We start from the raw sequence: 24,798 nt of genomic DNA on the forward strand, positions 1-24,798 counted from the left end.
CTTATTGATACACCGGAGGTATTATGAAAGGCCCGAGTCCGGAAGATAAAGAACCGATGAAAGGTTTTCCTCAGGTTGGATATCTGAAGAATTATATTTCTTGTGAAAATATCATTGTCGGAGATTACACCTATTACGACGATCCGGAAGGTCCGGAGCGGTTCGAAAATAATGTGCTTTATCATTTTCCGTTTATTGGCGATAAGCTGGTCATTGGGAAATTCTGTGCCATTGCAAAAGATGTTAAATTCATTATGAATGGCGCGAATCATAAAATGTCTGGTTTCTCTACTTATCCATTTCAAATTTTCGGTCACGGTTGGGAGAAAGTTATGCCTGAAGCAGGAGATTTGCCCTACAAAGGCGATACGGAAATAGGCAATGATGTCTGGATTGGTTATCACGCGACAATTATGCCGGGAGTTAAAATCGGCAGCGGTGCCATTATCGCGAGTCAGTCTGTCGTCGTGACGGATGTTCCGGCTTACAGTGTGGTTGGCGGCAATCCTGCCCGTGTGATTAAATACCGGTTTGATAAAAACACCGTTAATGCGCTGCTGGAAATAGCATGGTGGGATTGGAGTGCAGAAAAAATTACTGCCAACCTTGAAGCCATTGTTGGTTGTGATCTTGATGCTCTCCGGTGTTGTATGCCGGTTGCTGGTGAGTCTGTGTAAATTTGGCCTCAAAGGAAAAGATTTAGTGAATTATATACAAAAGGGCAGTGGTGATTATCTCGTATTAGTACATGGCGCACTTACGGATAGCTCTATGTGGTTGCCTCACATTCAATATTTAGCATCAGATTTTGATGTGATTGCAGTGAGTCTGCGTCACTTTGAACAGCCGGATGAGGGTGGATTCGGACTGAATACTCATGCCGCTGATCTTGCAAAACTGTTATCAGACTTGCCCGAGAATAAACCAATCAATATCGTTGGCTGGTCTTATGGCGCAGATGTCGTTCTGAATATGCTGGTCAGTGAGCCGTTGCCGTTATCCAGCGTTTTTCTGTATGAACCCGGTTATCCCGGATGTTTAGCAGAAAAAGACATGGAAATCTGGCAGCAAGATGCAAACATGATGTTTGGCAGTGTCTTTGCCCATTATTCTGCCGGTAATCTGGAATTGGCGGTCGAATCCCTGATTGACGGTTCGGGTAATCATCCGGGGTATTTTGCTGCTCAGGAACCGGCGGTGAAAGCGTTACAGCTTGCTAAGGCCTATACTTTGGCCCATCAGTTGAATCAACAGGAACAACCTGCTATCGAACCGTCTGCTGTTACGGAAATCAGTACACCCATGGTGGTCGGTTACGGGGCTGAAACCCGGGATATTTTCCGTCTGGTTGCAAAAAGTACGGCTCAACTGGCAAAAATTGCAGATATTGAAGTGATCTCCGGTGAAAATCATATGTTGCCACAGGAAAAACCAGAGCTGTTTTCTGCGCTTGTGAAACGTATTTTTAAGAGAGATGAACAGTCTGTGTAATTTGGGTTTGTCACCACATCTAAATACCAAAAACCACCTGTGAAGGTGGTTTTATCTTATGAATTAAACAAGGCAGCTTCTGATTTTCTCAGCTGGAGGAGGAGCGTAGCCGCCCTGACGGGTGGTTCTGGCTTTAAGTCTGACAAGGCTTTCGCATAGTGAAACGGCGCAGGTGACGCCATCCAGTACTGGGATGGAGAACTGTTCCGATAGTTTATCTGCCAGATCAACCATACCGGCACAGCCCAGAACAATGGCTTCGGCGCGATCTTCGGTTATCGCTTGTTCAATTTCCTGCGCAATCTTTTCCACCGCACCTGAGCCTTCATCTTCCAGTTCCAGTACCGGAATTTCAGAAGAACGTACCCGGATACATTGTCTCTCCATGCCGTAGCGATGTAGGTTATGTTCCAGTGCCGGGACGGAGCGGGCGAGGGTGGTGACGACGCTGAACTTATTCGACAGCATCGACGCAACACGATAAGCGGCTTCACCAATGCCGATCACCGGTTTGTCTGTCAGGCAGCGGGCAGCGTCCAGACCGGTATCGTCAAAGCAGGCGATCACCACCGCATCAAAATCCTGTTGTGACTGAATGGCCTGTAACATGCCGGGAACAGCCATGGCTTCATCGTAATACCCTTCAATAGAAACGGGGCCACTGGGTGATGTGACTGCAACAATCTCAGTGCCTTCGGATGCAACCAGCCGGGCGGCAATGCAGGCTTTTTCAGTCATACTGGCCGTTGTATTAGGGTTTACAACTAATATTCGCATTAAATGTCTCCACCTAAATAAGCTTCTTTAATTCTTTTATCATTCATAAGTTCTTTGGACTCACCTTCTAAAACGATAGAACCGGTTGACAGCGCATAAGTCCGGTTTGAGATCGACATTGCCATGCGACTGTTCTGTTCTACCAGCAATACACTCACTTTCTGGTCTCGTGAAATTGCCACAATCGAGCGGGCAATCTCCTGAACTAATTTCGGGGCAATTCCCAGACTCGGTTCATCCAGCAGCAGCACTTTCGGCGCTGCCATCAGCGCACGTCCGATGACCATCATCTGCTGTTCTCCGCCGGACAGTGTTCCGGCCTGTTGAGAATAACGCTCTCTTAAGCGGGGAAAACGTTCTAAAACACTTTCCAGCGTTTGGGCAATCCCGGCTTTATCGGTCCGGGTAAATGCACCCATCAGTAAGTTATCTTTAATCGACATATATGGGAAGACCCGGCGGCCTTCCGGCACCATGGCAATTCCACGACCGACGATCTGGCTGGCAGGTGTGCCGTCCAGACGTTCGCCCTGATAGTGAATCGAACCCGATTTGATTTTAGAAAGTCCGGTGATCGCTCTCAGTATCGAAGATTTTCCGGCACCGTTGGCACCGATGAGTGCAACCGTTTCACCTTCATTTATGTGTACTGAGACGCCTTTGAGTGCGTAAACATGATCGTAGTAGAGTTCTACATTATCGAGTTTCAGTATTTCTTCCATCGTTTAAATCCCTACGGCAACATCTTCGGAACCTAAGTAGGCTTCGATGACTTTGGGGTTATTCTGAATTTCCTGGGGTGAACCTTCGGCAATTTTTTCACCAAAATTCAGCACCACAATCCGGTTTGAGATCTTCATAACTGCCGGAATATCGTGTTCGACCAGAAGAACCGTGACACCACGTTCATCTCTTAAACGTTTGACCAGTGTTACCAGACGCATGGTTTCATCGTGGTTCAGACCGGCAAACGGTTCATCGAGCAAGATGATCGAAGGATCGGTCGCGAGGCCAATCGCCATGCCCAGCACTCGTAAGTGTCCCTGTGGCAGGTTTGAGGCTAATTCGTGGGCAATGGCTTCCAGACCAAGCAGATGAATAATTCTATCTGCCGATTCACCAAACTTCGCCTCATCAGTTTTGGCTGCACGGGTGCCGAGAAAGAACCCGAGCAATGAGGCTTTTGACTGTAAATGATGAGAAACAATAATGTTTTCCCGTACGGTCATGGATTTGAAAATCGTGGTTTCCTGAAAGGTTCTGACTACGCCACGCCGGGCAACCGTATGAGGCGCCAGATTACTGATCCTTTCTCCCCGGAACAGCACCATACCGCTGCTGGTTTTCAGGAAAGATGAAATAAGCTTAAACAGGGTTGATTTACCTGCACCATTCGGGCCGATAATCGACAGAATTTCTCCTTTCTTGACCAGAAAACTGACATCGTTTACAGCCGTTAGCCCGCCAAAACGTTTGGTCACGTTACGCACTTCAAGTATAGGTCTCATGAACGTTTCTCCTTCCTTTCCAGCAGACTCAGCACACCGTTTGGCAGGAACAGCATCAGAATAATCAACAGACTTGAGTAAACCAGCATTTGATACTTGCCAATCATGAACAGTAAATCCCAGCCGAAGTAGAGCATCAGTGTGCCCAGCATCGGGCCGAATACATAACCCAGACCGCCGAGGAAGCAGTTCAGCATGAAGTTAATACTATCGGCGATCTGGAACGATGACGGGTAGACCGATTGTGTAATTGCCACAAAACTGGCGCCGGCAATCCCACCGAAAAATGATGAAATCGAATAGGTCAGCACCCGCAGATAAGTGGTGTTCACTCCAATTGATGAAGCCAGTTCTTCATTCTGTTGTAAGGAACGGCACAGATGACCGAGACGCGAGTTTACAATCCGCCATAACACCGCATAAACGATGATCATCATAGTGATTGCCATCAGATAAAACGCAATTTTCGGATTTTCCAGCGTACTGAAATCCGGGATCAGCGTGATACCGAAGACTTCTAATGCTCCGGGCAAGGGGAGTGAAGTAATCCCTTTTGCTCCGTTCGTGATGGGCAGAGCCAGTGCGGTCAGACGCATCACTTCAGTCAGGATCAGTGTAACCATCGCGAAATAGACACCACGTAAGCGCAGGATTGGCAGGCCGATAAATACCGAAAGTCCGGCACAGAATAATCCGGCCAGCGGAAGTGTTGACCAGAAACTATAACCGTACTGGGTGATTAAAACCGCAGAGACATAACCCCCGGCTAATGAATAAGCGCCTTGACCAATATTGATCCGACCAATATAGAAGGTCAGCCATACACCCGCAGAAGAAATCGACAGCAGAGCAACGGAGGTTAGTGTGTAATAAAAGTCCGAGCGTCCGGTAAGGCTGATAAATAACGGCACCAGTAGATAAACGGCAATCACAAAAATTGCAATGCGGCTGAGTATTTTTTTATTCATGAGACTACCCCCAAGGTTTACCCATTAAACCGTGAGGTCTAATCGCAAGAAATACCATCAATGATGCGAAGATCAGCAGATAAGTAATATCGCCATACTGAGATAGTACGGACAGGCCGACACTTTCCATCATTCCCAGAATAAGACCACCGATAATAGCTCCCGGAATAACACCGGCACCGCCGATCATGATCATAATGAATGCTTTGGTGGACGTTGGACCGCCCATGCCGAGGTTGATCCCAGTGATGGTAACCAGCAGACCACCAACAATTCCGGCTAACATCGCTCCGAGCGCAAAACCAATCATCTGATAACGGTCGACATCGACACCCATTAAAGTTGCGGCGACTTTGTCCTGAGCCAGAGCACGCATTGCCCGGCCGGCTTTTGAATAGTGCATAATGAGCATAAAGGCAACGATCATTGCCATGGCAATCGCACCAATAAGAATCCGGTCGTACGGCATGATAATTTTGAAATCCCAGTTAAACACACCATTGATGATTTTAGGGACGCCGCGTTGTTTTTCGCCGAAAACCAGCAAAATGACCGCATCGAGGAAGAAACCAATCCCGGCAGCCAGCAGCATGGTACTCTCGTCCCGCTTGGACTTTTTGATCACCGGACGGAATAGGAATTTTTCAATCAGGGCTCCGACGACGGCTAATACGACCCCGGATAAAATCAGGGCAAGAAAAAAAGGGACATTAAACTGGGAGACAACGGTGTAGGTGACAAAACCACCAAGTACGTACATCTGCCCGTGGGCGAAATTCATAACATTCATTAACGAGAAAATGAGTGTCAGACCCAGTGCAATCAACGCGTACTGTGCGCCCAGATAAAGTCCGTTTACAATGATCTGTTCCATAAGAAATTATGTTCCATAGATGATCTATTTAATAAGAATTCTGTTTGATACACATTCTGTTCTGTCAATATTCTGTATGAAGAGAGTGGCACTTCAGACAGTGCCACTTTTTACAGAATCAGCGAGATGATTAGTCAACCTGAGCAACGAACAGAGTTTTAAACTTGCCATCGCTGTATGTGTTGACAACCAGAGGTACAGAAAGCTGTCTCTTCTGACCAAAGGAAGTGCTGCCGACGTATTTGAGTTTTGCATCACCAACCATGTATGGGTTTGGTGCTTCAAAGCTATTCATTGTCTTCTGGAACTGTTTCACATCAGTCAGAGCCGCTGGATTTGCTTTGAGCGTATCGATGATGTATTCCAGTGCGTAAACTTTGGTGTTGGACTCATCGTTATATTCGCCGAACTTCTTGGTATAACGTTTCACGAATTCACGCATAGTGTCAGAAGCCAGTTCAGGTGTTGATGCTCCGCCGACAGAGATAAAACCATTGGCCAGATCGCCAGCACCTTCTTTCAGGACATTGGCATCCTGAGCGGTTTCCGTTGAGATCAGGCCGGTATAACCCAGTTCACGTGCAGAACGAATGAGCTGAGGAGCATTGGCCGGAGAAACACCGGAAAGAACCAGCAGATCAGGACGGGATTTGACCACTGGCAGGAGAACCGGCGTGAAATCCGTGGTATCGACCTGATAAGTGACGTTACTGGATACGACATTCAGTCCCAGCTTTTTCGCTGCTTCGACACCACCGTCGCGTTGGCTCAGTGGATCGGATTCGTTGGCTGCAACAAATGCGACGTTTTTAATACCGTTGTGGTCCATCAGATATTTGTAAATTGCCGGACCGGACTGATAGTTGGCAACCATCCCGAGAACTGCATTCGAAGCAGGAGCTGTATACAAAGATTTTGGAAATGCATATGGGAAATACATGATGCCTTTTTGCTCAGCAACCGGACGGACCGCCGCTGCACCATCATCGACATTCGGACCGACCACATAGTGAACGCCTTCCTGTGCCATTTTTTCCATTCCGGCAACAGCACGTTTCGGATCTTTCTGGTCATCAAAAGCGACAATATCAATATCGTAAGTTGTACCACCGATAGTGACGCCACCCATTTCATTGAGCCAGTCGGCACGGGTTTCCATTGAACGCTGGTTCGAGATCCCCCAGGCTGCTGCCGGGCCTGAAGTTACCCCGACAAAACCGATCTTTAATTTAGGGTTTGCTGCCAGTGCAGAACCAGATATGGCAACACTGACCATACCTGCCAATAGACCAGCTTTCAGGAAGCGATATTTTTTCATTCTAAACTCCATTTACTATTTTCATACCGTGAAGCCAGTCTCCGACCGGCACCAAACATCTAAATCTAAAATCCATTCCGCTAGAATTGTCTACAATTACTTTTATCTTTGTGAACAATCTAATGTTTGTATTGTGTGCAATAGCTGTGCCAGTTTCGGTGAAAAGTGGTAGGACTTTGAGCATGTGTTATAAAATCAATAAGTTAATGAGTTTTTTATCATGTATTTATCGTATTGATATTACGCCATATCTTGGAATGAACTGATATTTCACAGATTTTGTGCACCGTAAACAAACAGCCTGACCTAAAATGGTTCAATTATTGTACAGGTGTGCAATATTCCTGATTGGTGTTACTGAGCTCTCCTTAGAAAATATTTATAATTCAATGGGTAATGTGTCATTTTTGTATTTTTAACATGTGGTTTGATGTGCTGTGTACAAATTGAGTAAGGATGCTTAGAGGGAAGTATTGGGAGACTCTTTTTTTAAATAGAATGTAAATTGTATACAATTTAGTGGCATTTTGAGTGCCAAGAATCTGAATGAAAATGAGATCAAAAAATTGGCTCTGGGGAAAATATCTTGGTGACTTGATTTCTTATCGGGGTCGAAGAGATGAAGCTTAGCAAAATATCAGATTATTATTTACTTTGTTATTTAAATAACCATGATTGAATTGTGGAAATATATAGAGGTACAATACTGAGTAAACAGCTTGATAATATTGATTTTCATTTGTTTATGACAATTTTAATATTTATTTAAATTTAGCTAAGGATGAATTGTGTTTAATAAAAATATATTACTTACAATATTATTGATTTTTCTTTCAACTTATACTTTGACTGCTAAAGCAGAAGCAGGGCGCCGTGAAGGGACGATTCAGTATATTCGGGTCCATGAGGCGCAAGAGTACCCTGACTGGGCTCCGCCAATGTTCTGGTTCACACTGAATGAAGTGGCCGATGCAGGTACATGTCCACTGTGGAATGGTCGTGTGTTATTTGCTATGAGCAGTAATATGGCACTCTCTCTTATTTTGTCTGCAAATATGGCGGATAAAACACTTTCGGTAAAGTATGATGATACAAAGAGAAACGGCTCATGGTGTAAGGCAACTTATGTGACCCTAGGTAAAGATGCACCACTATAATCTATTTTCTGTCACAATTAATTTTTAATAAATCATTAAATACAACGACCTTTAGTTCATTAATTAAAGGTCGTTGTTTATTGAGGGAATTAAGCTTGTTCGGTACTCAGCACCATCTCTTCGCTGGCTTTTTCACGTTGGGATTTGGTGGCGAGAAAATAAATATATCCGATAAACATCATTGCGGCGAACAGTATTGCAATTGTCAGGTTAAACCAAATCATCGCGATCAGACAGACAACGGAGAGAACCAAGGCAATCGCCGGGACAACAGGATAGCCCGGTGCACGATAGCTACGCACCATATCCGGTTCGCTCTGACGCAGTTTGAACAGACTCAGCATACTCATGATATACATCACAATTGCTCCGAATACGGCCATGGTAATCATAGCTGCGGTTAAGCTCATGCCTTGCAGGTTAATCACACCGTCACTGAAAATCGCTATAATTCCGATGATTCCACCGGTAATAATCGCACGTTGTGGTGTTTTAAATGCAGAGAGTTTTGCCAGACCTGCGGGCATATAGCCAGCACGGGCGAGGGCGAAAAACTGGCGGGAGTAGCCAAGAATAATACCGTGGAAACTGGCAATCAGACCGAACAGACCAATCCAGACCAGCATGTGCAGCCAGGTGGAGTTATCACCGACAATCATTTTCATTGCCTGTGGCAGTGGATCATTAATGCCTGACAGAGCCTGCCAGTTACCGGCACCGCCGGCGAACATCATCACACCAATTGCCAGTACAACCAGCGTCAGAATTCCGGAGATATATGCCACGGGAATCGTTCTTTTCGGATTTTTGGCTTCTTCAGCAGCCATCGCTGCACCTTCAATTGCCAGGAAAAACCAGATCGCAAACGGAATTGCTGCAAAAACACCGGTAACAGCATGCATGCCGAAGCTATCACTTCCGGCCCAGCCATTGGCTGTGAAATTCGCAACGCTGAATCCGGGGGCAACGACACCCATAAAGACCAGTAACTCGATAACCGCTAAAATGGTAACAAATAGTTCAAATGTTGCGGCGAGTTTTACTCCCAGGCAGTTGAGTCCCATAAAGACAACATAAGCGCCGACAGCAGCATATTTCGGATCCAGACCGGGATACTGAACATTCAGATAAGCACCAATCGCCATGGCAATCGCTGGCGGTGCAAATACGAATTCGATGAGTGTGGCATAACCGGCAATCAGGCCACCAAGTTCACCAAACGCACGACGGCTATAAGCAAAAGGTCCGCCGGCATGTGGAATCGCCGCGGTGAGTTCGGTGAAACTAAAGATAAAACAGGTATACATGATTGCAATTAAGGCAGTAGTGATCAGGAAGCCGAGAGTACCGGCGACGCCCCAGCCGTAGCTCCAGCCAAAATATTCACCTGAAATCACCAGGCCGACCGCAATTCCCCACAGGTGAATTGTGCCCAGTGTCGGTTTGAGCTTATCTGTCATGATTGTACCTCCATTTATTCAATCAAACGACGATGGGCTCCATTCCCATACATCTTTGTTTTCAACAATATGACAGACGACTAATGCTTAAAGCGTGCCTGAATTGATTCCGGCAGAAAGGGCTGTGATACAGGAATTTATGGTTATCCTTCCTGAACAATGACTGACAATGTAGAGATTACAAAGGATAGCACCGCTATCTGGTTGAATAATTGATGAGACACAATTGGCATGATTATGTTGTAATTGATTGCAAATCATACGGATCTTGGGCAAGTTTTACGGTAATTTACTCCCCGAATACGGGCCATTTTGTGTACTGAACGACTAGGTTTGCCCGATCATTGTGCAGGTATTGCTTTCTTTGTGCATCTTCCTTAATGAATTGCATATCATCAGGTCACGAACTCTGAACTTCCTGTTTCATCAGATAGAAACTTCTCCGGATTCGGTCTAGCTTTTATATATACCAAGAAACAGAGTTCAGCATGCTTTCTATGAACTCCATTCAAGGAAAATGTCGATAGAATGGCATTCCCTTTCAACGTCATTTGTATTATGAAGGGGGAAATTATGGCTAAAGAAGCGATTCAGACTCTGAATATCTACAGTATCGGGGAGTATCATCCATCATCGGGTTGTAAGTCACCGTGCATTCGTCATTGTTGTCTGGATGACCACAACATTTGTGTCGGATGTTTCCGCACACTGTCGGAAATTCTCAACTGGCATACCTATACCGAAGCGCAGAAGAGCGTGATTGTGAGTCGTTGTGAAACGCAAAAGAAAAATCATCTTCATGCAGTGTTCAGTGATGAGGCGACTTCTTATCATGAACGGGCGAGGATGAAGAGATCATGATGATTTTTTCAGAAGTTTCGCTGAAAATATATGGAGGTTTATCCGGTAAAATAATTTTAATAAAAATTATTTTTCAGAGAGGGATTAATTCTGACAATGGATAATGATCACTGCTGGCTGAAAGACGACGACTAGGCATAGGATTATTTATGTTAAATACAAATAAAATGATATTTCAAAAAAAAACCTAAAAACAGATCACATTATAAAATAATGTATCAGATCACGTTTTATCCTTTTTGATTATGGTTGTGTAGATAAAATATTTTTTATTATCAATAAGATATAACTAATCTCTCTCTATTTCTGACTAGTGTAACATTGCGCATATCTCACTAATTACAATAATAACTGTTACTTATATATTTAAATGGAGATGCTTATGCCGCATATGCCACAGTTCATTTTCTCATGTTATGTTAAAGTTTAAAGCTGCCATTAATAGATATGAAATATGTTCTATATCATTATAACGATAGCTTTCCGGATATTTAAACTCACAATGAACAATATGAATTATGTTGGTTTAAATAAAGGAACTAACTGAGCATAAAATAGGAGACGACTGCCGCAAATATTATTCTAAACATCACAGAGCATCGAGGCGTTCTCATCCGGGGGAACCGGAGAGATGATGGCTTGTGACAAACTTAGTTGTGACAAAACTTAAAGTTTTTGTAAAACGTCAGGAGAACATACATGAAAAAGACCAGGAAGAATTATTTCTTGCCGGTGTTAACAGCAATCGTATCTGCTACCCCAGCTCTGGCGCTCGCAGATCTTTCACTCAACGGAAGTGCAGGTAATGGTGAAATCAGCCTGAACTGGAGTGGTGCAGGTGCTGATTCTATCTATCAGGTATACTACGATACCGACAGTAATCCGGCAGGACGTACCCGTCTTGCAACACTAGCTCCCTCAACTCACTCTTATACCGCATCTAATCTGAACAACGGTACTCAGTACTGGTTCTGGGTTAAGTATCAGAATGACAGCGGAGATTGGTTAAATTCCAGCGTATTCACTGCGACGCCATCTGCTGGCGGTCTTTCGTTAACCGGTGTTGCCGGTGACCGTCAGGTTCAGCTGAACTGGAACAATGCCGGTTCCGGTGGTGGTTATCAGATTTATTATGATACCGACAGTAATCCGGCAGGACGCTCCCGGGCTGCAAGTGTCTCTGAATCCACTCATAGTTATACGGTCACTAATCTCAACAATGGCACGCCATACTGGTTCTGGATTAAGTATCGGGACAATAGTGGCAATATGGTCAGCTCTGAGGCATTTAATGCAACTCCGGTTTCATCTTCGGGTGGTGGCTCGTCTGGTGGTGGCTCTTCATCTGCGGATTCATATGACGCCAGCCTTTCCTATCAGTGGCAGGGCGCATACGAAAACGGTAATCAGGACAGTTGTGTGAGCGGCAACTGGCAGACACCATCCTCAACAGGTGATACAGGTCAGCCACTGCGTGCAGAAAGTACTCACTTTGCTGTTTACTGGGCAGATGGAACCAATATTAATACCGATCAAGCCCGCACGGCGTTAAACACACTGGAACATGTCTGGTCCGTTTACTACGGCAATAATGTTAAATTCCAGGAACCTTACTGTAATTCTTCTCAGAAATTTAAAGCCACGGTCCACTTTGGTAATGATTTTGCTCTGACCGGTGGTGGCTGGTTCAAAAACGGTAACCGTCTGATGGGAATGTGGGTTGGCCCCGGAGCTGCTGCCGACCAATGGGGTCTGGCACATGAATTTGCTCACGGCGCACAATTTATGACAACAGCATTCCCCGGTTGTAATGGATTGGGATGCTGGATTCATGAAAGTCATGCCAACTGGATGGCTCATCAGGTCTTCCCGGATAATGCACACTGTAGTGAAATGCTTGTGAACACCACGCATCTTCATTACGGCAATACCAGAACCCGTTATTGTAACTGGCAGTTCTTCGAATACCTGAAAGATAAATTCGGTCCGGGTGTTGTGGGTAAAATGTGGTCAACCAGCACCTATGATAAAGATGAATGGCAGAAACTGATGGCGAATCAGGGTTGGGACATCAAAAGACTCAACGATGAATTCGGCGATTGGGCGATGCATAACGTAACCTGGGATTATCTGGATATCAACGGCACAAACCGTGGCGCCTATTTCAGAGATACCTATGGTGCGATCGATCAGGATCCCGGTGCGAATACACAACGACGGCTACGTTTGACCCAACTGGAAACGCTGGATAATAACTGGCGAAATAATCACCGCTTTGTATCACCATATTACTGGGCGCCACAACGTTGGGGTTATAACATTGTCCGTTTATATCCGGAACAGGGCGCATCCAGTGTGACGGTGAATTTCCGTGGTGTTGTACAACAGGGTGCTGATTCCGACTGGCGTTGGGGATTGGTTGCAACTGATCGCAACCTGAATTCACCACGCTACAGCAGAATTCAGCGTGGTAATTCCAATCAGGCATCAATTTCAATCAACAATGGTGATGAAGTGTATCTGGTTGTAATGGCTACCCCGACACAGTATCAAAAAATACTGTGGGCAAGACATTCGTCTGACGGTACGCCATATCCATCAATCTACCGTTATCCATATATGGTTGAAGTGCAGGGCGCATGGCCTGATGGCTTCAGAAATGGTGCTAAAGATGCTTGTCCGTCAGGAACAGTCCGGCATGGCAATGGCGGAGGCTGTGCTCCACAAGGTACACCATCTTCTGTTTATGTCGGTCCTTATGCCAAAGTGTTAGGTGGTACAGTAAGAGACAATGCCCGGATTGAAGATCACGCAACGATTGTTCACGGTACAGTTAGTGGGAACGCTGTCGTTGGTGCGATGACATTACTGGGCTCAGAGAGCACAGCTACATCCTGGTATCATACGTTCGATGTCTCAGATAACGCGACAGTGAAATCGACTTTCTATCCAATGGGATGGTTTGGTGACAGAGCTGCCGGTGGTACTGTGACACTATTAGGTGACTTAGAATACTATTCAAATAAATATTCTAATTTCTTCTATGGATTAGTTGATGATCGCTGGAACGGTGATACATCAATTAATGATATTACCGTACGTCCACCATATAGCTGGCGTTAGACTGTAAATATTAAATCCAGTCTTTTATCTCAACCGGCCTTATTTAAGGCCGGTTTCATTTTTGAATTTTTATTTCAAATTCATATTCAAGTTTTCTCATCTGAAAGTTATAAGTGTAAATAATTCACCAATAGTTCATCGTTTATAAACAATAAGATCACATACAAAGCAATTGTTTATGGTATGGCATACTAGTGGCGGTTATTTTTGTTGTTTATTGCTCTATATATTTTTTTGGTTTGTTGATTGTTCGTATTTTTTGTAACTAATTGATATAGATGAATATTTATTTTTATTCTGTATATAAGTGTTAATAATTGGTCTATTGAATATAGATGAATGTGGCACAGTTAAAAAAGAATATAAAAACATGTAGAATATTTGCTCTAGATCCCTAATAATCGTGTTGGTGCATTGTAGTAAATATATTAAGTTATTCATAAAAACCGATAAGTCGTAACAAATCAAAGTAAGTAAAATTACTGTTTTATATTCTATTTTATTTCGAAATCTTATATTTCAAATGTGCCGAATATAAATATATCATGCAGAGTTCATCTGACTCCGAGGCTACGTTATCGATTTTCGCCGTAGAATGACAATGAATTAAATCGCTGCCTTGCTCAGCCCCGATGACTCTCTTCAATATCGGATTCTGAGGTCATCTGGGTATATATCCTCATCGGCTGAAGTGACAAAGGTGGTTGCTGATAAACACCTTCAATGACGACTTCAGTAAATGACAGGTACGAAAATTATTCAACGTTGAATGAACAACGTCAGGAGTATTGATAAATGAAAATGAAGCAAAATAAATTTGTGATCCCCGCACTGACGGCTCTTATCTCTGCTGCATCGGGCAGTGTATGGGCTGCGGATGTTTTAAATCTTGTTAGCAGTCCCGGTGATGGAGAAGTCGTTCTGGCTTGGGCGGAGCCTGATTCCAATTCTACTTTTCAGATCTATTACGATACGGACAGCACTCCAGCAGGACGTGTTCGTATCGCGTCTTTAGCGCCAAATGTACTGAATTACACCGCATCTGGCCTGCAAAATGGCAAGCAGTACTGGTTCTGGATTAAATATCAGAACAGTCAGGGACAATGGGTTAACACCGAAGCTGTGACAACCACACCATCTGGTAATTATGCTAAAAGTCCGGTCGCGCTGACCGGTAAAGCCGGAAATGGTCAGGTCGATCTGCACTGGACCGATTCAAGTGCCGGATCGAACTTCCAGGTTTACTATGATACAGACAGTGATCCGAAAGGCCGCACAAAGCTTACAACGCTAAGAGCCGGTACTTTCGATTACACCGTACACAATCTGAATAACAATTCAAATTACTGGTTCTGGGTCAAGTACACGGACAGTAAAGGACATACGGCAAACTCAAATGCCTTTCAGGCGAAGCCATCCGGCAATAGCGGCCCGGATGTTGATCCTAACGCAACGGTTGTAGACTCATCGCAAGGGTTACTTTCTGCAGTCAGCAAAGCAAAAGCGGGTGATACCATTTATCTGCGCGGCACAACATACTACTTTAATGACTCGATTGATCTGGACCGGTCTGGCTCAGCATCAAAAATGATCACACTCAGCAAATATCCATCAGACAGTACTCGTCCGTTATTGGATTTTTCTTCCATGTCTGAAAAAGGCAGCAACCGTGGTATTGAGCTGAGAGGCAGCTACTGGCATGTTTACGGAATTGATGTGCAGAAAGCCGGTGATAACGGAATGCACATTACCGGTTCTCACAACACAATCGAGTTCTCTACATTCTCCCGGAATGCCGACACGGGTCTGCAACTGGACAGTGGAGCCAGCTATAACCTGATTAAAAACGTCGACTCTTATTTCAATGCGGATTCCACTCTGGAAAATGCTGATGGATTTGCAGCTAAACTTGGCATCGGTACTGGTAACCGTTTCTACGGCTGTCGGGCATGGAATAACCTGGATGACGGGATTGATGGTTATCTGCGTGGTGCAGACAATGTCACAACCACTTACGAAAATACCTGGGTGATCCGCAACGGTTATCTGGAAAACGGTAAGCTGGGTAAAGGGGATGGTAACGGCTTTAAAACCGGTGGTAGTGATACTAAGAAACTGAAACATAATGCTATCTATATCAATACAATTGCTGCCGGTAACGCAGAAGATGGTTATGATCACAACAGTAACCGGGGTAACATAACTATTTATAATTCTGTTGCTTATCAGAATGGCCGTAACATTTCATTCAGCACGAAAAATATCGCCAATCGTCTGGAAATCAAAAACACCATTTCTTATCAGGGCCGTAAGTCCAAAGATAAATACGATGCGAGCCACACCAACATCTCACACAATAGCTGGCAGGATGGTCACTCCGTTTCTTCCAGTGATTTCAAAAGCATGGATATCAATCAACTGCTCAGACCGCGTAAAGCAGACGGTAGCTTACCCGATGTGGATTTCTTCCATTTGAGAAGTAATAGTGATCTGATCAATGCCGGTACTGATGTAGGCGTTGACTATAAAGGTTCAGCACCTGATATCGGTGCGTTTGAAGAACGGTAATATAGTTTATTTCCCGGATGGGAAGTGACTTCAGGGTATACAGCCAGCATGGATTGCTGGCTGTTTTTTTGTCCGGAGAGCGATCCCGGATTCCAGTCACCAGAGCAAACTGATTTCTTGCAGCGTATTTGCCAGCGCCGGAAGTAAAAAGAAAAGGAACCCGAAAATATAAAACGGATGGGCCGTTTCCTGACACGGACGCCTGATTAACCTGTGTTCCAGATAAAACATATATAACGTGTTTAAGATCAGAACCACAATAAACAGACTGCCCACATGTCCAGTCAGAAACAGAACACTCCCTGAGAATGTACATGCGAGAAAGGCGATGCAGGAGAGGATCGCCAGACCTTTCTGATCGATTTGATGCAACGGTTTCAACTGTTCTGCGGGCGTGACTTTCCGGTCCACAATCGAGTGGGATAAATCATGGGCAAATCCACCCGACCAGAAAAATACCGCCATTAAAATGTGGAACTGATTGATCTCTCCGGCGGTGATTAATCCGGCATAGACGGGCAGGATTGCTATCGTTGCGTTTAATATCAAGGCATGCAGCAGCGTCGGGAGTTTCACTTTGATACTGAAAAACAGTGACCAGACAGCGAACATGGCGAGCAGAAATTCGACTGTCAGTTGCAGGTTTTCCGTGATGACAAGACTGACCACACCGATGACGGCAAGGGCAATTTCCCGGCACCGTTTTAACTGTCGGATATTTTGTTCATGACGACATAAAAAGCGGGTAGGGTGCGCAAGTTTGTCAATTGGCAAATCTGCTATATCGTCTGTAATACGAAAGGTAAATAGTATCAGGCACCCCATGATTACTGTGGTAAATACCAGCGGATATGAAGGAATGGCAGGCATGACAGAAGTTGTCAGTATGGCCGCAATGAACAGCAGCACCGTCAGTGGGCTGCGCTCCTGTGTGTACTGATAAATTGCCATGAACAGTGAATGATTCATATAAATTCCTAAGCGATACAGTATATTCAGTAACCTCAGGATGAAGCGCGATGAGCATCTTGAGGTTACTTCAGGTTGAGGTTACTTCAGGGCTGTCGACTGACCTGATTAAGCAACTTTCTTGGACGCTTGCAAATGAATTTCCCCGGTCTTGCCATTCATACTGATTTCGCTGCCATCAGCAATGTATTGGGTTGCATTTTTAACCCCGACAATTGTCGGAATACCAAGCTCCCGGCCAATGATCGCGGTATGAGAGAGCAAGCTCCCCCGTTCTGAAATCAAACCGGCGGACAGTGTCATTAAAAATACCCATCCGGGATCGGTTGTTTCAGAAACCATAATCTTGCCCTTGATATCAGTATCCTGACTCGGATCTTTGATGATGCGGGCTGTTGAATGGATCAGGCCATCGGAACAGCCAACGCCTTGCAGTGAGGAGAGATCACTTTGCAGATTCAGCCGGATATCGGGAATGGTATTGGCATAAACACAACCGCGGGTATACACCTTGCCTTCCTGCGTTTTCTGCAACCATTGCTGCGTCTGCTGTTTCCGCATCGCGACGATTGATTTCAGATCATCCGTCACTCCACAGCCCTGACGAAAATCATTCAGTTCTGAGACGGTCAGATAGTAAATATCATCAGATTCGGCAATGACATTATCGCTGACCAGTCGTTCACCAATGTGATGCAGCAGTGTTCTGAAAAACGAGAAATGCAAGCCGCGATCCAGCCGGGTTGCTTCCCGGTGCGCAATACTCTGACGTGTTTTTTTCAATAACCACTTCAGCAAGCGGCTATGCCGGGTATGTTTTAAATGGTGATTCAACGCCTGTTCTGCATCTTCTTGCCGTATAGGTTCCGGTGTTTCCTGCGATGCTGACTGCAGCAGAATATTCAACAGCAGGAAGGGACTTTCCCGAAATGTTTTCGCTTCCATGATCAATTCTTTGGGTGAACGATGACCGTAGCGATCAATATGGGTTTTCAGCAGAGATGCAAACTGGCTGAATCCTTGCTGGTGGAGTGCCTGAGTGAGTTGTTCCGGTTGATTCAGGTCTGGCTGTTTTTGTACGGTTTGTAAGTAGCTCTTCAGGTTGTCATTGTGTCTGACTATGTTAATAAGCTGATTGATCGACTCTACCGGTTTGGTACTTTCAATGGCCTGATTTGCAAGCAATCGATTCAATAGATTTTCGCTATCGGGAATCTTTGTGGCGGCAAAGGCTTCACGTGTGACCGCCATAAATAACATCGCGTAAAAATCATTGGTCAATGGCGCGCTCATGGCTCTGGTAAAACGCTGTACAAAATCATGGAGAGCACCAATCAGCTCGTCCGCACTGGTCGCTGCCAGATCAATGGCTTCAAAATCTTTCTGAATTTTGTGGGTGACAGAAAAATAGTTTTTGATCAGCTTATTGTGACGCAGAGAGTGATAGAGAAATCTGACCGGAAACATGATCGCGCTTTGCAGTCGCTCCGTCGGCGTCAGCGGGGTGTCATTCAGGCTTTCTGAAAACGAGCCGTCGGTGCCAACCATCTGTTCAAAGTATTGGATCAATCGTTTTTGGGCGTAAGGGAAAGTCAGAAAAACCCGATACCAATTACCAATGTTGTAGTAAGCGCGTCCGTTGATATAACCCACCAGATTGCGCAGCACTTCATCACGGCTGTCAATGACACTTGTGGGAATTCCCAGTGCGAGTAAAGCACCTCTCATACAGTGATAATAATCCAGACGTACGATCGAGAAAGTCATCGGTGAGATTACGCCGGGGTAACTTTCTACAATGTTGCAGTTGTCGAAAATGCGTTCTTCTCCGAACGGAATGGTGGTAATCGGACGAGATTGAAGAATATAAAGCTGACCATTCTGATCAAAAGCCCATTCGATATCCTGATAAGTATCGTAGATTCTGGCAATGTTATCGGATGCCTGAAGCAGTTCATGACGCTGTGATTCGGTGAGAACTGGCTGCTCCTGTTGATGGACTTCAACGGCGGCTTCCTGAGTGCCTGTTTCCGGATGGTAGATAATTTTCCGGTGCTTGGTGTTGATATTGAGTTGCCACTCTTTTGTCGGTTTGTGATAGAGGTATAAATCGCTCTCGACTTTGTCTCCGACAATCCCTTCACCTAATCCGTATCCTGCCGCAATAGCCAATTTATCAATGCCATTCTGCGGATCAGCCTGAAACATGACACCCGCAGATTCTGCATCGATCATACGCTGAATCACAACGGCGACAGGATTCGAATCGTGCTGAATGTCTTTACGTTTATGCATGTATGTCAGAACGCCGGGTTCATAGGCACTGGCCCAGCAAGCCTTGATCTTATCGATAATCTGATCCCGGCTGACGTTGAGCCAGGTGCCTAACTGTCCGGCAAAAGAGCTCTGGGTGCCATCTTCATTTACGGCAGACGAGCGGACTGAAAATCTGTCCCAGCTATTCAGCGATGACAGGCTTTGCTCAAGCTGTGCCGTCAGTTCTGGGCTAAGTTCACATGAGAGAATCAGGGATTTAATAGCTTTGGACACTTGTGTCAGTGAAGAGAGTGAACTGTAATCGCAGGAGTCCAGTAATTGTTTAATCTGAGTTTCTGCCTGCGCTGTTGACTGGGTAAAAGCCTGAGCCGAAACACAAATAAATTCAGGAACTTCTATACCGTTGGTCTGTAGCCGGAAAAGATTGGCGGCTTTGCCCCCAAGCGGTGCATCTGCATGAGCAGCTATATTTTTAGTGTCGATGATATATTGAGTCATATGAGTCACAAAAATTAGAAGATGGATACGAAGGTATGCTTACGATGTCAATGAGCCAATCCGGGTGCCGCATTTGATCAGGGTCTCGATATTTTTGGCTGAATTTTCAAGGATATCCTTGTCGATTTGCGGCCCGTCAGCACCCCAGAGCAAAACAACCGTTGAGCCTCCGAACCGGAAATAGCCTTTTTCATCCCCGCGCCGGAAAGATTTCCCGGAATATGACTGGTGTATAGTACCGATAGTAAGAGCACCAATTTCCACCATGATGAGAGAACCCAGTTCCGGAGACTGCAACACAGTCACCACTCTTTTATTGAAGAAACTTTTAGCGCCGCTATCGAGGGCAATCGGGTGGACGGATTCAAGAGGTCCGGGGAGGTTAAAGCTATTCAGGATATGTCCTGCACACGGGAAGTGGAACCGATGGTAATCTTTGGGAGCCAGCCGGATAACCAGAGCAGAACCACCGGACAGCGTGGATGCCAGTGACTCTGAAAGCAATAGTTCCGCTACAGAGACCCGTTGCTGTTTAATAAATAAAGACACATCATTCTCAATCCGATAATACAGTGCACGTCCATCTGCGGGTGATATCAGATTTCCGGGAGTCTGGTCTATCGGGCGGGCAGCTGGTTTTAACCGGCGACAGAAAAACTCATCCAGAGTTTGATACTGAGCAAGATCTTTTTCTGCTTCATCAACATCAACTCCAAATGTCTCAGCAAATGGCGCGATGCTTTTCTTACTCAGCCAGGAACGTTTGGGAATGGCATTCAGGTGACTGAACCACACCTTATTGAACAGAGCTTTGCGCAGCAATGCCCCCAGTTTATGGTGGTATAAAAACAATAGCTCTTTTTCCCCGTAAACCCGCTCGGTTTCCAGCGTTTGTGATTCGCGGTTAATGTATTGAATCCGTGTTTGTGTCATCGCAATAAACCTATTTTTCCCGTTCGCTTTTTCAAACGAACGGTTTCCTGCGTGGATGGTTTCTCTTTTAAACTGGCTGTTTGCGTAAACCGAGGCTGAAGAGTGACAGATTGATCACAAGATGGATCAGCGGGCCTAACAATAGAGTACATATCAGTACCGAAACGGGTGTATTGACCATAAGGGCGTAAACAATGACACAGCCAGCCGGAGAGTCAGCCTGATCGATCAAGCTGAACCAGAAGGTATTCTTACTGGCCGGTTCTCCGGGTGGAATATTGAGTCTGCGTTTGACATAAGAATTCGGTAATTCGGGAATGACATAGCCCAAACCAAGTAAAGCACCGAGCCATGCAGGATTTACCTCATATAAATCAACCAGAAGAAAGTGGCTGAAGTAAGGGGCAATCAGATAGATAAAATAAGTTGTCGGTATGGTTGCCACAACCATAACAACAATACCGCGCCAGGTTTTGTTTCTGCCAAAACGCTTTTCGCTGATTGGGATTGCCAGACGGGAAAGCCAGTTTCTTTTGACCACAACCATATGAAATGATCCTGACAGAATCAGGGGGAACAATAAGAGGAACGATGTGAAGACAATATTCAATAACATGAGAAAATCCTGTGTAGAATTATTGCAATAACCAAAATACGGAAAACAGTATTGCCAACAGAGGCATGGAGACATAGATCAGCCCTTTAGGTTTCGGCAGACGAAAGGGCGTGATAAACAGCATTCCGGTGATCAGGAGTAACGCGGTGCTGTACCAGTCTGACAGTGCCGGAGGTAACCAGATGTTCAGCGACAGACCAATACCGAAAATCAATGAAGCGAAGGTAACCGGCAATCCCAGATAATACTTCGCTGCTTCGCTCTTGTTCTCCTGCAAAATATTGAAATAGGCCAGCCTCTGCGCTGCGGCACAGACATAAAAAACAGACGCGGCAATACTCCAGAAATCGTGCTGTATGCTGTTTACAATAATGGCGGGTGTGATACCAAAGCTGACGACATCGACAATCGAGTCAATGTGAAGCCCGAAGCGTGACTCTTTCTCTGTCAGTGATGATCTGCGTGCCACGAAACCATCAAACAGGTCAAAAATCCCGGCCCAGATCAACGCGACCAGTGCAAACTCGTGATACCCATTGAGTGCCAGTATGCAGGCAAACACCGATGATACCAGCCCGAGCATGGTGACCCGGGTTGGTGCGTTATAGATTCCGATGATGTTCATAAGGCTCCTGATCTGCTCACTTCAAGTTGCGATGTATCGACTGAGGTTACTGCTGATGACTTCGGAGCCGGCTGATGTTGCAGAATAATCCGCCCCTGACTGCCATCAATGGTGATGACATCGCCATCCCGGACTTTACGGGTAGCCTGTTTTACCGCCAATACTGCAGGGATGCCGTATTCCCGGCAGATCACCGCAGCATGAGAAAGGATGCCGCCCGTTTCGGTGACCACACCACTGAGCATCGAGAATTTGGGCGTCCAGCCCGGATCAGTACAGCGGGTGATCAGAATATCTTCCGGTTGCAGGCGATCAGCATCATTGATGTCAACAACAACTCTGGCAATTCCGGTTATGACGCCCGGACTACCAGCAACTCCTTTGATGCTGTTTTCAGGTTCATCAGACGAACTGCTGTCAGCGAGTAAATTGTCTGTGTTTGAAGCCATCGCACCGAACATTCCATAGCGTTCACCGATTTCATCGGCGATCTGGTAGCGGGAAAAACTCGCGTAGTAAGCCCGGTTTTTCTGCACTTTTTCACTCACCTGTCCGGCGCTGAGCTTACCTTGTACCGCCGCAATCACGTCTGACATCTCCAGAAAAAACACATCATCTTTTTGCTGTAAAACTCCGGCTTGCAATAGTCGGTTTTCAACTTCCAGTGTGATTTTGCGGACATAACGGTAGTATCGGACTGACAAGTCTCTGAGTTCTTCCCGCCACCACAGCAGTTCCCTGACCTGGCCGAGCATTCGGGTCAGACTGCGTCGTTTCAGGAGCGGCGTCGATTGGATTAGCATTTGCATCACCGCTTTGTTCTTCGACTGCTGATCTTCATTTCTCACGCGGGGATCTTTGTCTGCATCCTGACGCAAGACGGTCTGCAATTGCTCAATGATACTTTCCGGAATCTCAATATAGCGCGGTACCAGAAGATCCAATTCTTGTTTGGAATGATGACCAAACTCCTCAAGATATTGAGCGACTTCAGTCAGATAATGTTGAGTACTGCCTTGGTTAAGCTCCGCAGCAATCGTTGCGCTGCTATGATTCAGCCAGTAGTGCTGCGCTTGTGAGTCTTGCTGAATTTTGTCCCGCAGCTGCCACAGATTTTCAATGGGTGCCATGTGTGATACGCCAGACAACCCACTGAGCAGAAACGGGAACTGACCCATATCAAACGAGGTCTTTTCGACTTCGTCTTTGAAGATGCTGTTCAGGTTTACGTTGTCGTAGATAAAGTTAAAGTAGGTGGATTCGCTGTTAAAGTATTCCTGGCGGATAAAAGATTCGTAGAACCGGAATAGCTCCTGATCAGGCAGGGCAGTTAAATCCATGGCCGCCAGTTCTTCTAATCGTTGATGTTGCTGCTTAGAAAATATTGGGGATTCTCTGAGCTTGCGTTTGACGTTCGCTTTGATATTTAACAGGGTTCGAATACCAACCAACAGCGATTTCAGCGTGGTTTTGGTCACAATACCGTTGCCCTGATAATTCGGCGAGATGCCCAGACTTTCATCAAAAGCCCGCTCATTAAAACCGGGCATTTTCGCCATGCACTGCTTGAATTCACCGAGGTTCCAGTAAGGCCGGCCAAAGAAGCTTTTTTGCCAGACAGACGCAGGTTTTTTGGTCAGTTGCAGACCTTGCAGATAGCTTCCCATGGTTGAGTCCATGATGAACTTGTACAACGAAGCCATGTAAGGCGTACACACCATGGCGGAAACACCACCATCCCGGTAATCTGCTGTGGTCCATTCTCCGGCAATTGCGCTGTATCCGAACTGCGTAATAGGCCGGCTTTGCAGAATATAGAATCTGCCATTTTCCTGAGCCCATTCAATATCAACCGGAAATCCCGACTGTGTCTGAATACTCAGCCCGAAACCTGCCAGTTCAGTGACTTCCTGCGTTGATAACACCTGCTGACTGGCAAGCGCATCATCCAGCGCTTCGAGTTGGACAAACGGTGCTGCACTGATGCGGACACAACGCTGTTCTTTGGTTGAAATTGTCCGTTCGCTTTCTGCTTCCTGATACCAGTTATACCGGTAGAGATCAGGTGTAACGGCACCGGAGACCAGCGCTTCTCCCAAACCGAAAGTTGCTTCAATCAACATTTCAGTATCGATCCCTTGGATCGGATCGGCGGTAAACAACACGCCACTTTTTTCTGCGGGAATCAGGCGTTGTACGACCAGCGCCATACCGAGTGAGCCGACAGTATGCTGTTTTGCCATGTAAGTCTGTACCCGTTCATTAAACAACGAGTACCAACAAGTTTTAACGGCCTCAATGATGTCTGCTGTTTTCTGAACGTTTAAAACAGACTGGAACAGTCCGGCAAAAGAAGCTTCGGCACCATCTTCAACTGTGCCACTGCTGCGTACCGCGAAATGACTGTCCGGATACTGACTGCGGAATGCAACCAGCTCGTCGATGATTTCAGAGGCGATCTCACAGGCGAAAATGCTGCTGCGGATCTGATCATTATCCATAGGTAATGGCTGCTCCGGATGATTCAGCCATGCCACCAGGTCATGCAGCCCATTTTGTTTTAGGGTTTCGACGAATGCACCGGCAGTCACGCAGCAAAACTCCGGGACGGGCATTTTCATCTGGTTCATCAGTACCCACAGGGAAGCGCCTTTACCACCCAGTATACCGGGCAGGTCGCTCAAATAATCTGACTGAGCGAAATCCGGGTCATCCCAACGGACAATCATTGGTAATTGCGTTGTTGTCGATTTGGTATTAGCCATGGTTTCACTC

Annotated in this window: 19 protein-coding genes; 6 read left to right on the top strand and 13 right to left on the bottom strand. The window is 45.7% G+C overall.

The features are described from left to right. Positions 1-23: 23 nt before the first annotated feature. Both OCU74_RS07135 and OCU74_RS07140 read left to right on the top strand, forming a co-directional pair. Positions 24-677: a Vat family streptogramin A O-acetyltransferase gene (locus OCU74_RS07135; RefSeq protein WP_087479067.1), complete on the top strand. Its 654-nt coding sequence runs from the start codon at positions 24-26 to the stop codon at positions 675-677. Positions 678-702: 25 nt separating this feature from the next. Next, positions 703-1,491 carry an alpha/beta fold hydrolase gene (locus OCU74_RS07140; protein WP_087479068.1) on the top strand — a complete coding sequence of 263 codons (789 nt, stop codon included), beginning with the start codon at positions 703-705 and terminating at the stop codon, positions 1,489-1,491. 63 nt (positions 1,492-1,554) lie between these two features. Here OCU74_RS07140 and OCU74_RS07145 read toward each other — a convergent pair whose 3' ends face one another. From OCU74_RS07145 to OCU74_RS07170, 6 genes are all read right to left on the bottom strand, one after another. Next, a complete protein-coding gene (locus OCU74_RS07145; RefSeq protein ID WP_087479069.1) occupies positions 1,555-2,268 on the bottom strand; it encodes an aspartate/glutamate racemase family protein in 714 nt (237 codons plus the stop codon). Then, a complete protein-coding gene (locus OCU74_RS07150) occupies positions 2,268-2,990 on the bottom strand; it encodes an ABC transporter ATP-binding protein (protein WP_087479070.1) in 723 nt (240 codons plus the stop codon). Before OCU74_RS07150 ends, OCU74_RS07145 begins: the two co-directional genes overlap by 1 nt. Positions 2,991-2,993: 3 nt before the next feature. Next, positions 2,994-3,776: an ABC transporter ATP-binding protein gene (locus OCU74_RS07155; RefSeq protein ID WP_087479071.1), complete on the bottom strand. Its 783-nt coding sequence runs from the start codon at positions 3,774-3,776 to the stop codon at positions 2,994-2,996. Next, a complete protein-coding gene (locus OCU74_RS07160) occupies positions 3,773-4,744 on the bottom strand; it encodes a branched-chain amino acid ABC transporter permease (RefSeq protein WP_087479072.1) in 972 nt (323 codons plus the stop codon). The genes OCU74_RS07155 and OCU74_RS07160 overlap by 4 nt, the downstream gene beginning before the upstream one ends. Before the next feature lie 4 nt (positions 4,745-4,748). Continuing rightward, positions 4,749-5,618, bottom strand: coding sequence for a branched-chain amino acid ABC transporter permease (locus OCU74_RS07165; protein ID WP_087479073.1), 870 nt, complete (start codon positions 5,616-5,618; stop codon positions 4,749-4,751). A 130-nt stretch (positions 5,619-5,748) separates the two neighbouring features. Then, positions 5,749-6,936: an ABC transporter substrate-binding protein gene (locus OCU74_RS07170; RefSeq protein WP_087479074.1), complete on the bottom strand. Its 1,188-nt coding sequence runs from the start codon at positions 6,934-6,936 to the stop codon at positions 5,749-5,751. A 788-nt stretch (positions 6,937-7,724) separates the two neighbouring features. Here OCU74_RS07170 and OCU74_RS07175 point away from each other — a divergent pair. Continuing rightward, on the top strand, positions 7,725-8,093 hold the full coding sequence (locus OCU74_RS07175; RefSeq protein ID WP_087479076.1) for a hypothetical protein: 369 nt from the start codon (positions 7,725-7,727) through the stop codon (positions 8,091-8,093). A gap of 89 nt (positions 8,094-8,182) precedes the next feature. Here the strand turns inward: OCU74_RS07175 and eat are convergent, their stop codons facing one another. After that, entirely contained in the window at positions 8,183-9,553 is a 1,371-nt protein-coding gene (eat, locus tag OCU74_RS07180) for an ethanolamine permease (RefSeq protein WP_087479077.1), read from the bottom strand. Positions 9,554-10,126: 573 nt separating this feature from the next. Here eat and OCU74_RS07185 point away from each other — a divergent pair. The 3 genes from OCU74_RS07185 to OCU74_RS07195 all read left to right on the top strand — a co-directional run bounded on the left by OCU74_RS07185 (position 10,127) and on the right by OCU74_RS07195 (position 16,105). Further along, a complete protein-coding gene (locus tag OCU74_RS07185; protein ID WP_087480052.1) occupies positions 10,127-10,414 on the top strand; it encodes a DUF1289 domain-containing protein in 288 nt (95 codons plus the stop codon). A 699-nt stretch (positions 10,415-11,113) separates the two neighbouring features. Next, positions 11,114-13,537, top strand: a complete 2,424-nt coding sequence (locus OCU74_RS07190; protein ID WP_087479078.1) for a DUF6055 domain-containing protein — start codon at positions 11,114-11,116, stop codon at positions 13,535-13,537. 795 nt (positions 13,538-14,332) lie between these two features. Beyond that, positions 14,333-16,105 carry a right-handed parallel beta-helix repeat-containing protein gene (locus tag OCU74_RS07195; protein ID WP_087479079.1) on the top strand — a complete coding sequence of 591 codons (1,773 nt, stop codon included), beginning with the start codon at positions 14,333-14,335 and terminating at the stop codon, positions 16,103-16,105. Positions 16,106-16,201: 96 nt separating this feature from the next. Here the strand turns inward: OCU74_RS07195 and OCU74_RS07200 are convergent, their stop codons facing one another. The 6 genes from OCU74_RS07200 to OCU74_RS07225 all read right to left on the bottom strand — a co-directional run bounded on the left by OCU74_RS07200 (position 16,202) and on the right by OCU74_RS07225 (position 24,788). Then, positions 16,202-17,074, bottom strand: a complete 873-nt coding sequence (locus OCU74_RS07200; RefSeq protein ID WP_087479080.1) for a UbiA family prenyltransferase — start codon at positions 17,072-17,074, stop codon at positions 16,202-16,204. 108 nt (positions 17,075-17,182) lie between these two features. Continuing rightward, positions 17,183-19,849, bottom strand: coding sequence for a PEP/pyruvate-binding domain-containing protein (locus tag OCU74_RS07205; RefSeq protein WP_087479081.1), 2,667 nt, complete (start codon positions 19,847-19,849; stop codon positions 17,183-17,185). A gap of 39 nt (positions 19,850-19,888) precedes the next feature. Then, entirely contained in the window at positions 19,889-20,782 is an 894-nt protein-coding gene (locus OCU74_RS07210) for a phosphatidylserine decarboxylase (protein WP_087479082.1), read from the bottom strand. Between the two features lie 67 nt (positions 20,783-20,849). Next, positions 20,850-21,473, bottom strand: a complete 624-nt coding sequence (locus tag OCU74_RS07215; protein WP_087479083.1) for a CDP-archaeol synthase — start codon at positions 21,471-21,473, stop codon at positions 20,850-20,852. Further along, positions 21,418-22,023 (bottom strand): CDP-alcohol phosphatidyltransferase family protein, encoded by a 606-nt coding sequence (locus OCU74_RS07220; protein WP_087479084.1) that lies wholly within the window; start codon positions 22,021-22,023, stop codon positions 21,418-21,420. The genes OCU74_RS07215 and OCU74_RS07220 overlap by 56 nt, the downstream gene beginning before the upstream one ends. Then, complete coding sequence (locus OCU74_RS07225; protein WP_087479085.1) at positions 22,020-24,788, bottom strand: PEP/pyruvate-binding domain-containing protein; 2,769 nt, start codon at positions 24,786-24,788, stop codon at positions 22,020-22,022. Before OCU74_RS07225 ends, OCU74_RS07220 begins: the two co-directional genes overlap by 4 nt. Between the last annotated feature and the right edge of the window lie 10 nt (positions 24,789-24,798).

This window comes from Vibrio mangrovi (genome assembly GCF_024346955.1).
GTDB lineage: Bacteria > Pseudomonadota > Gammaproteobacteria > Enterobacterales > Vibrionaceae > Vibrio > Vibrio mangrovi.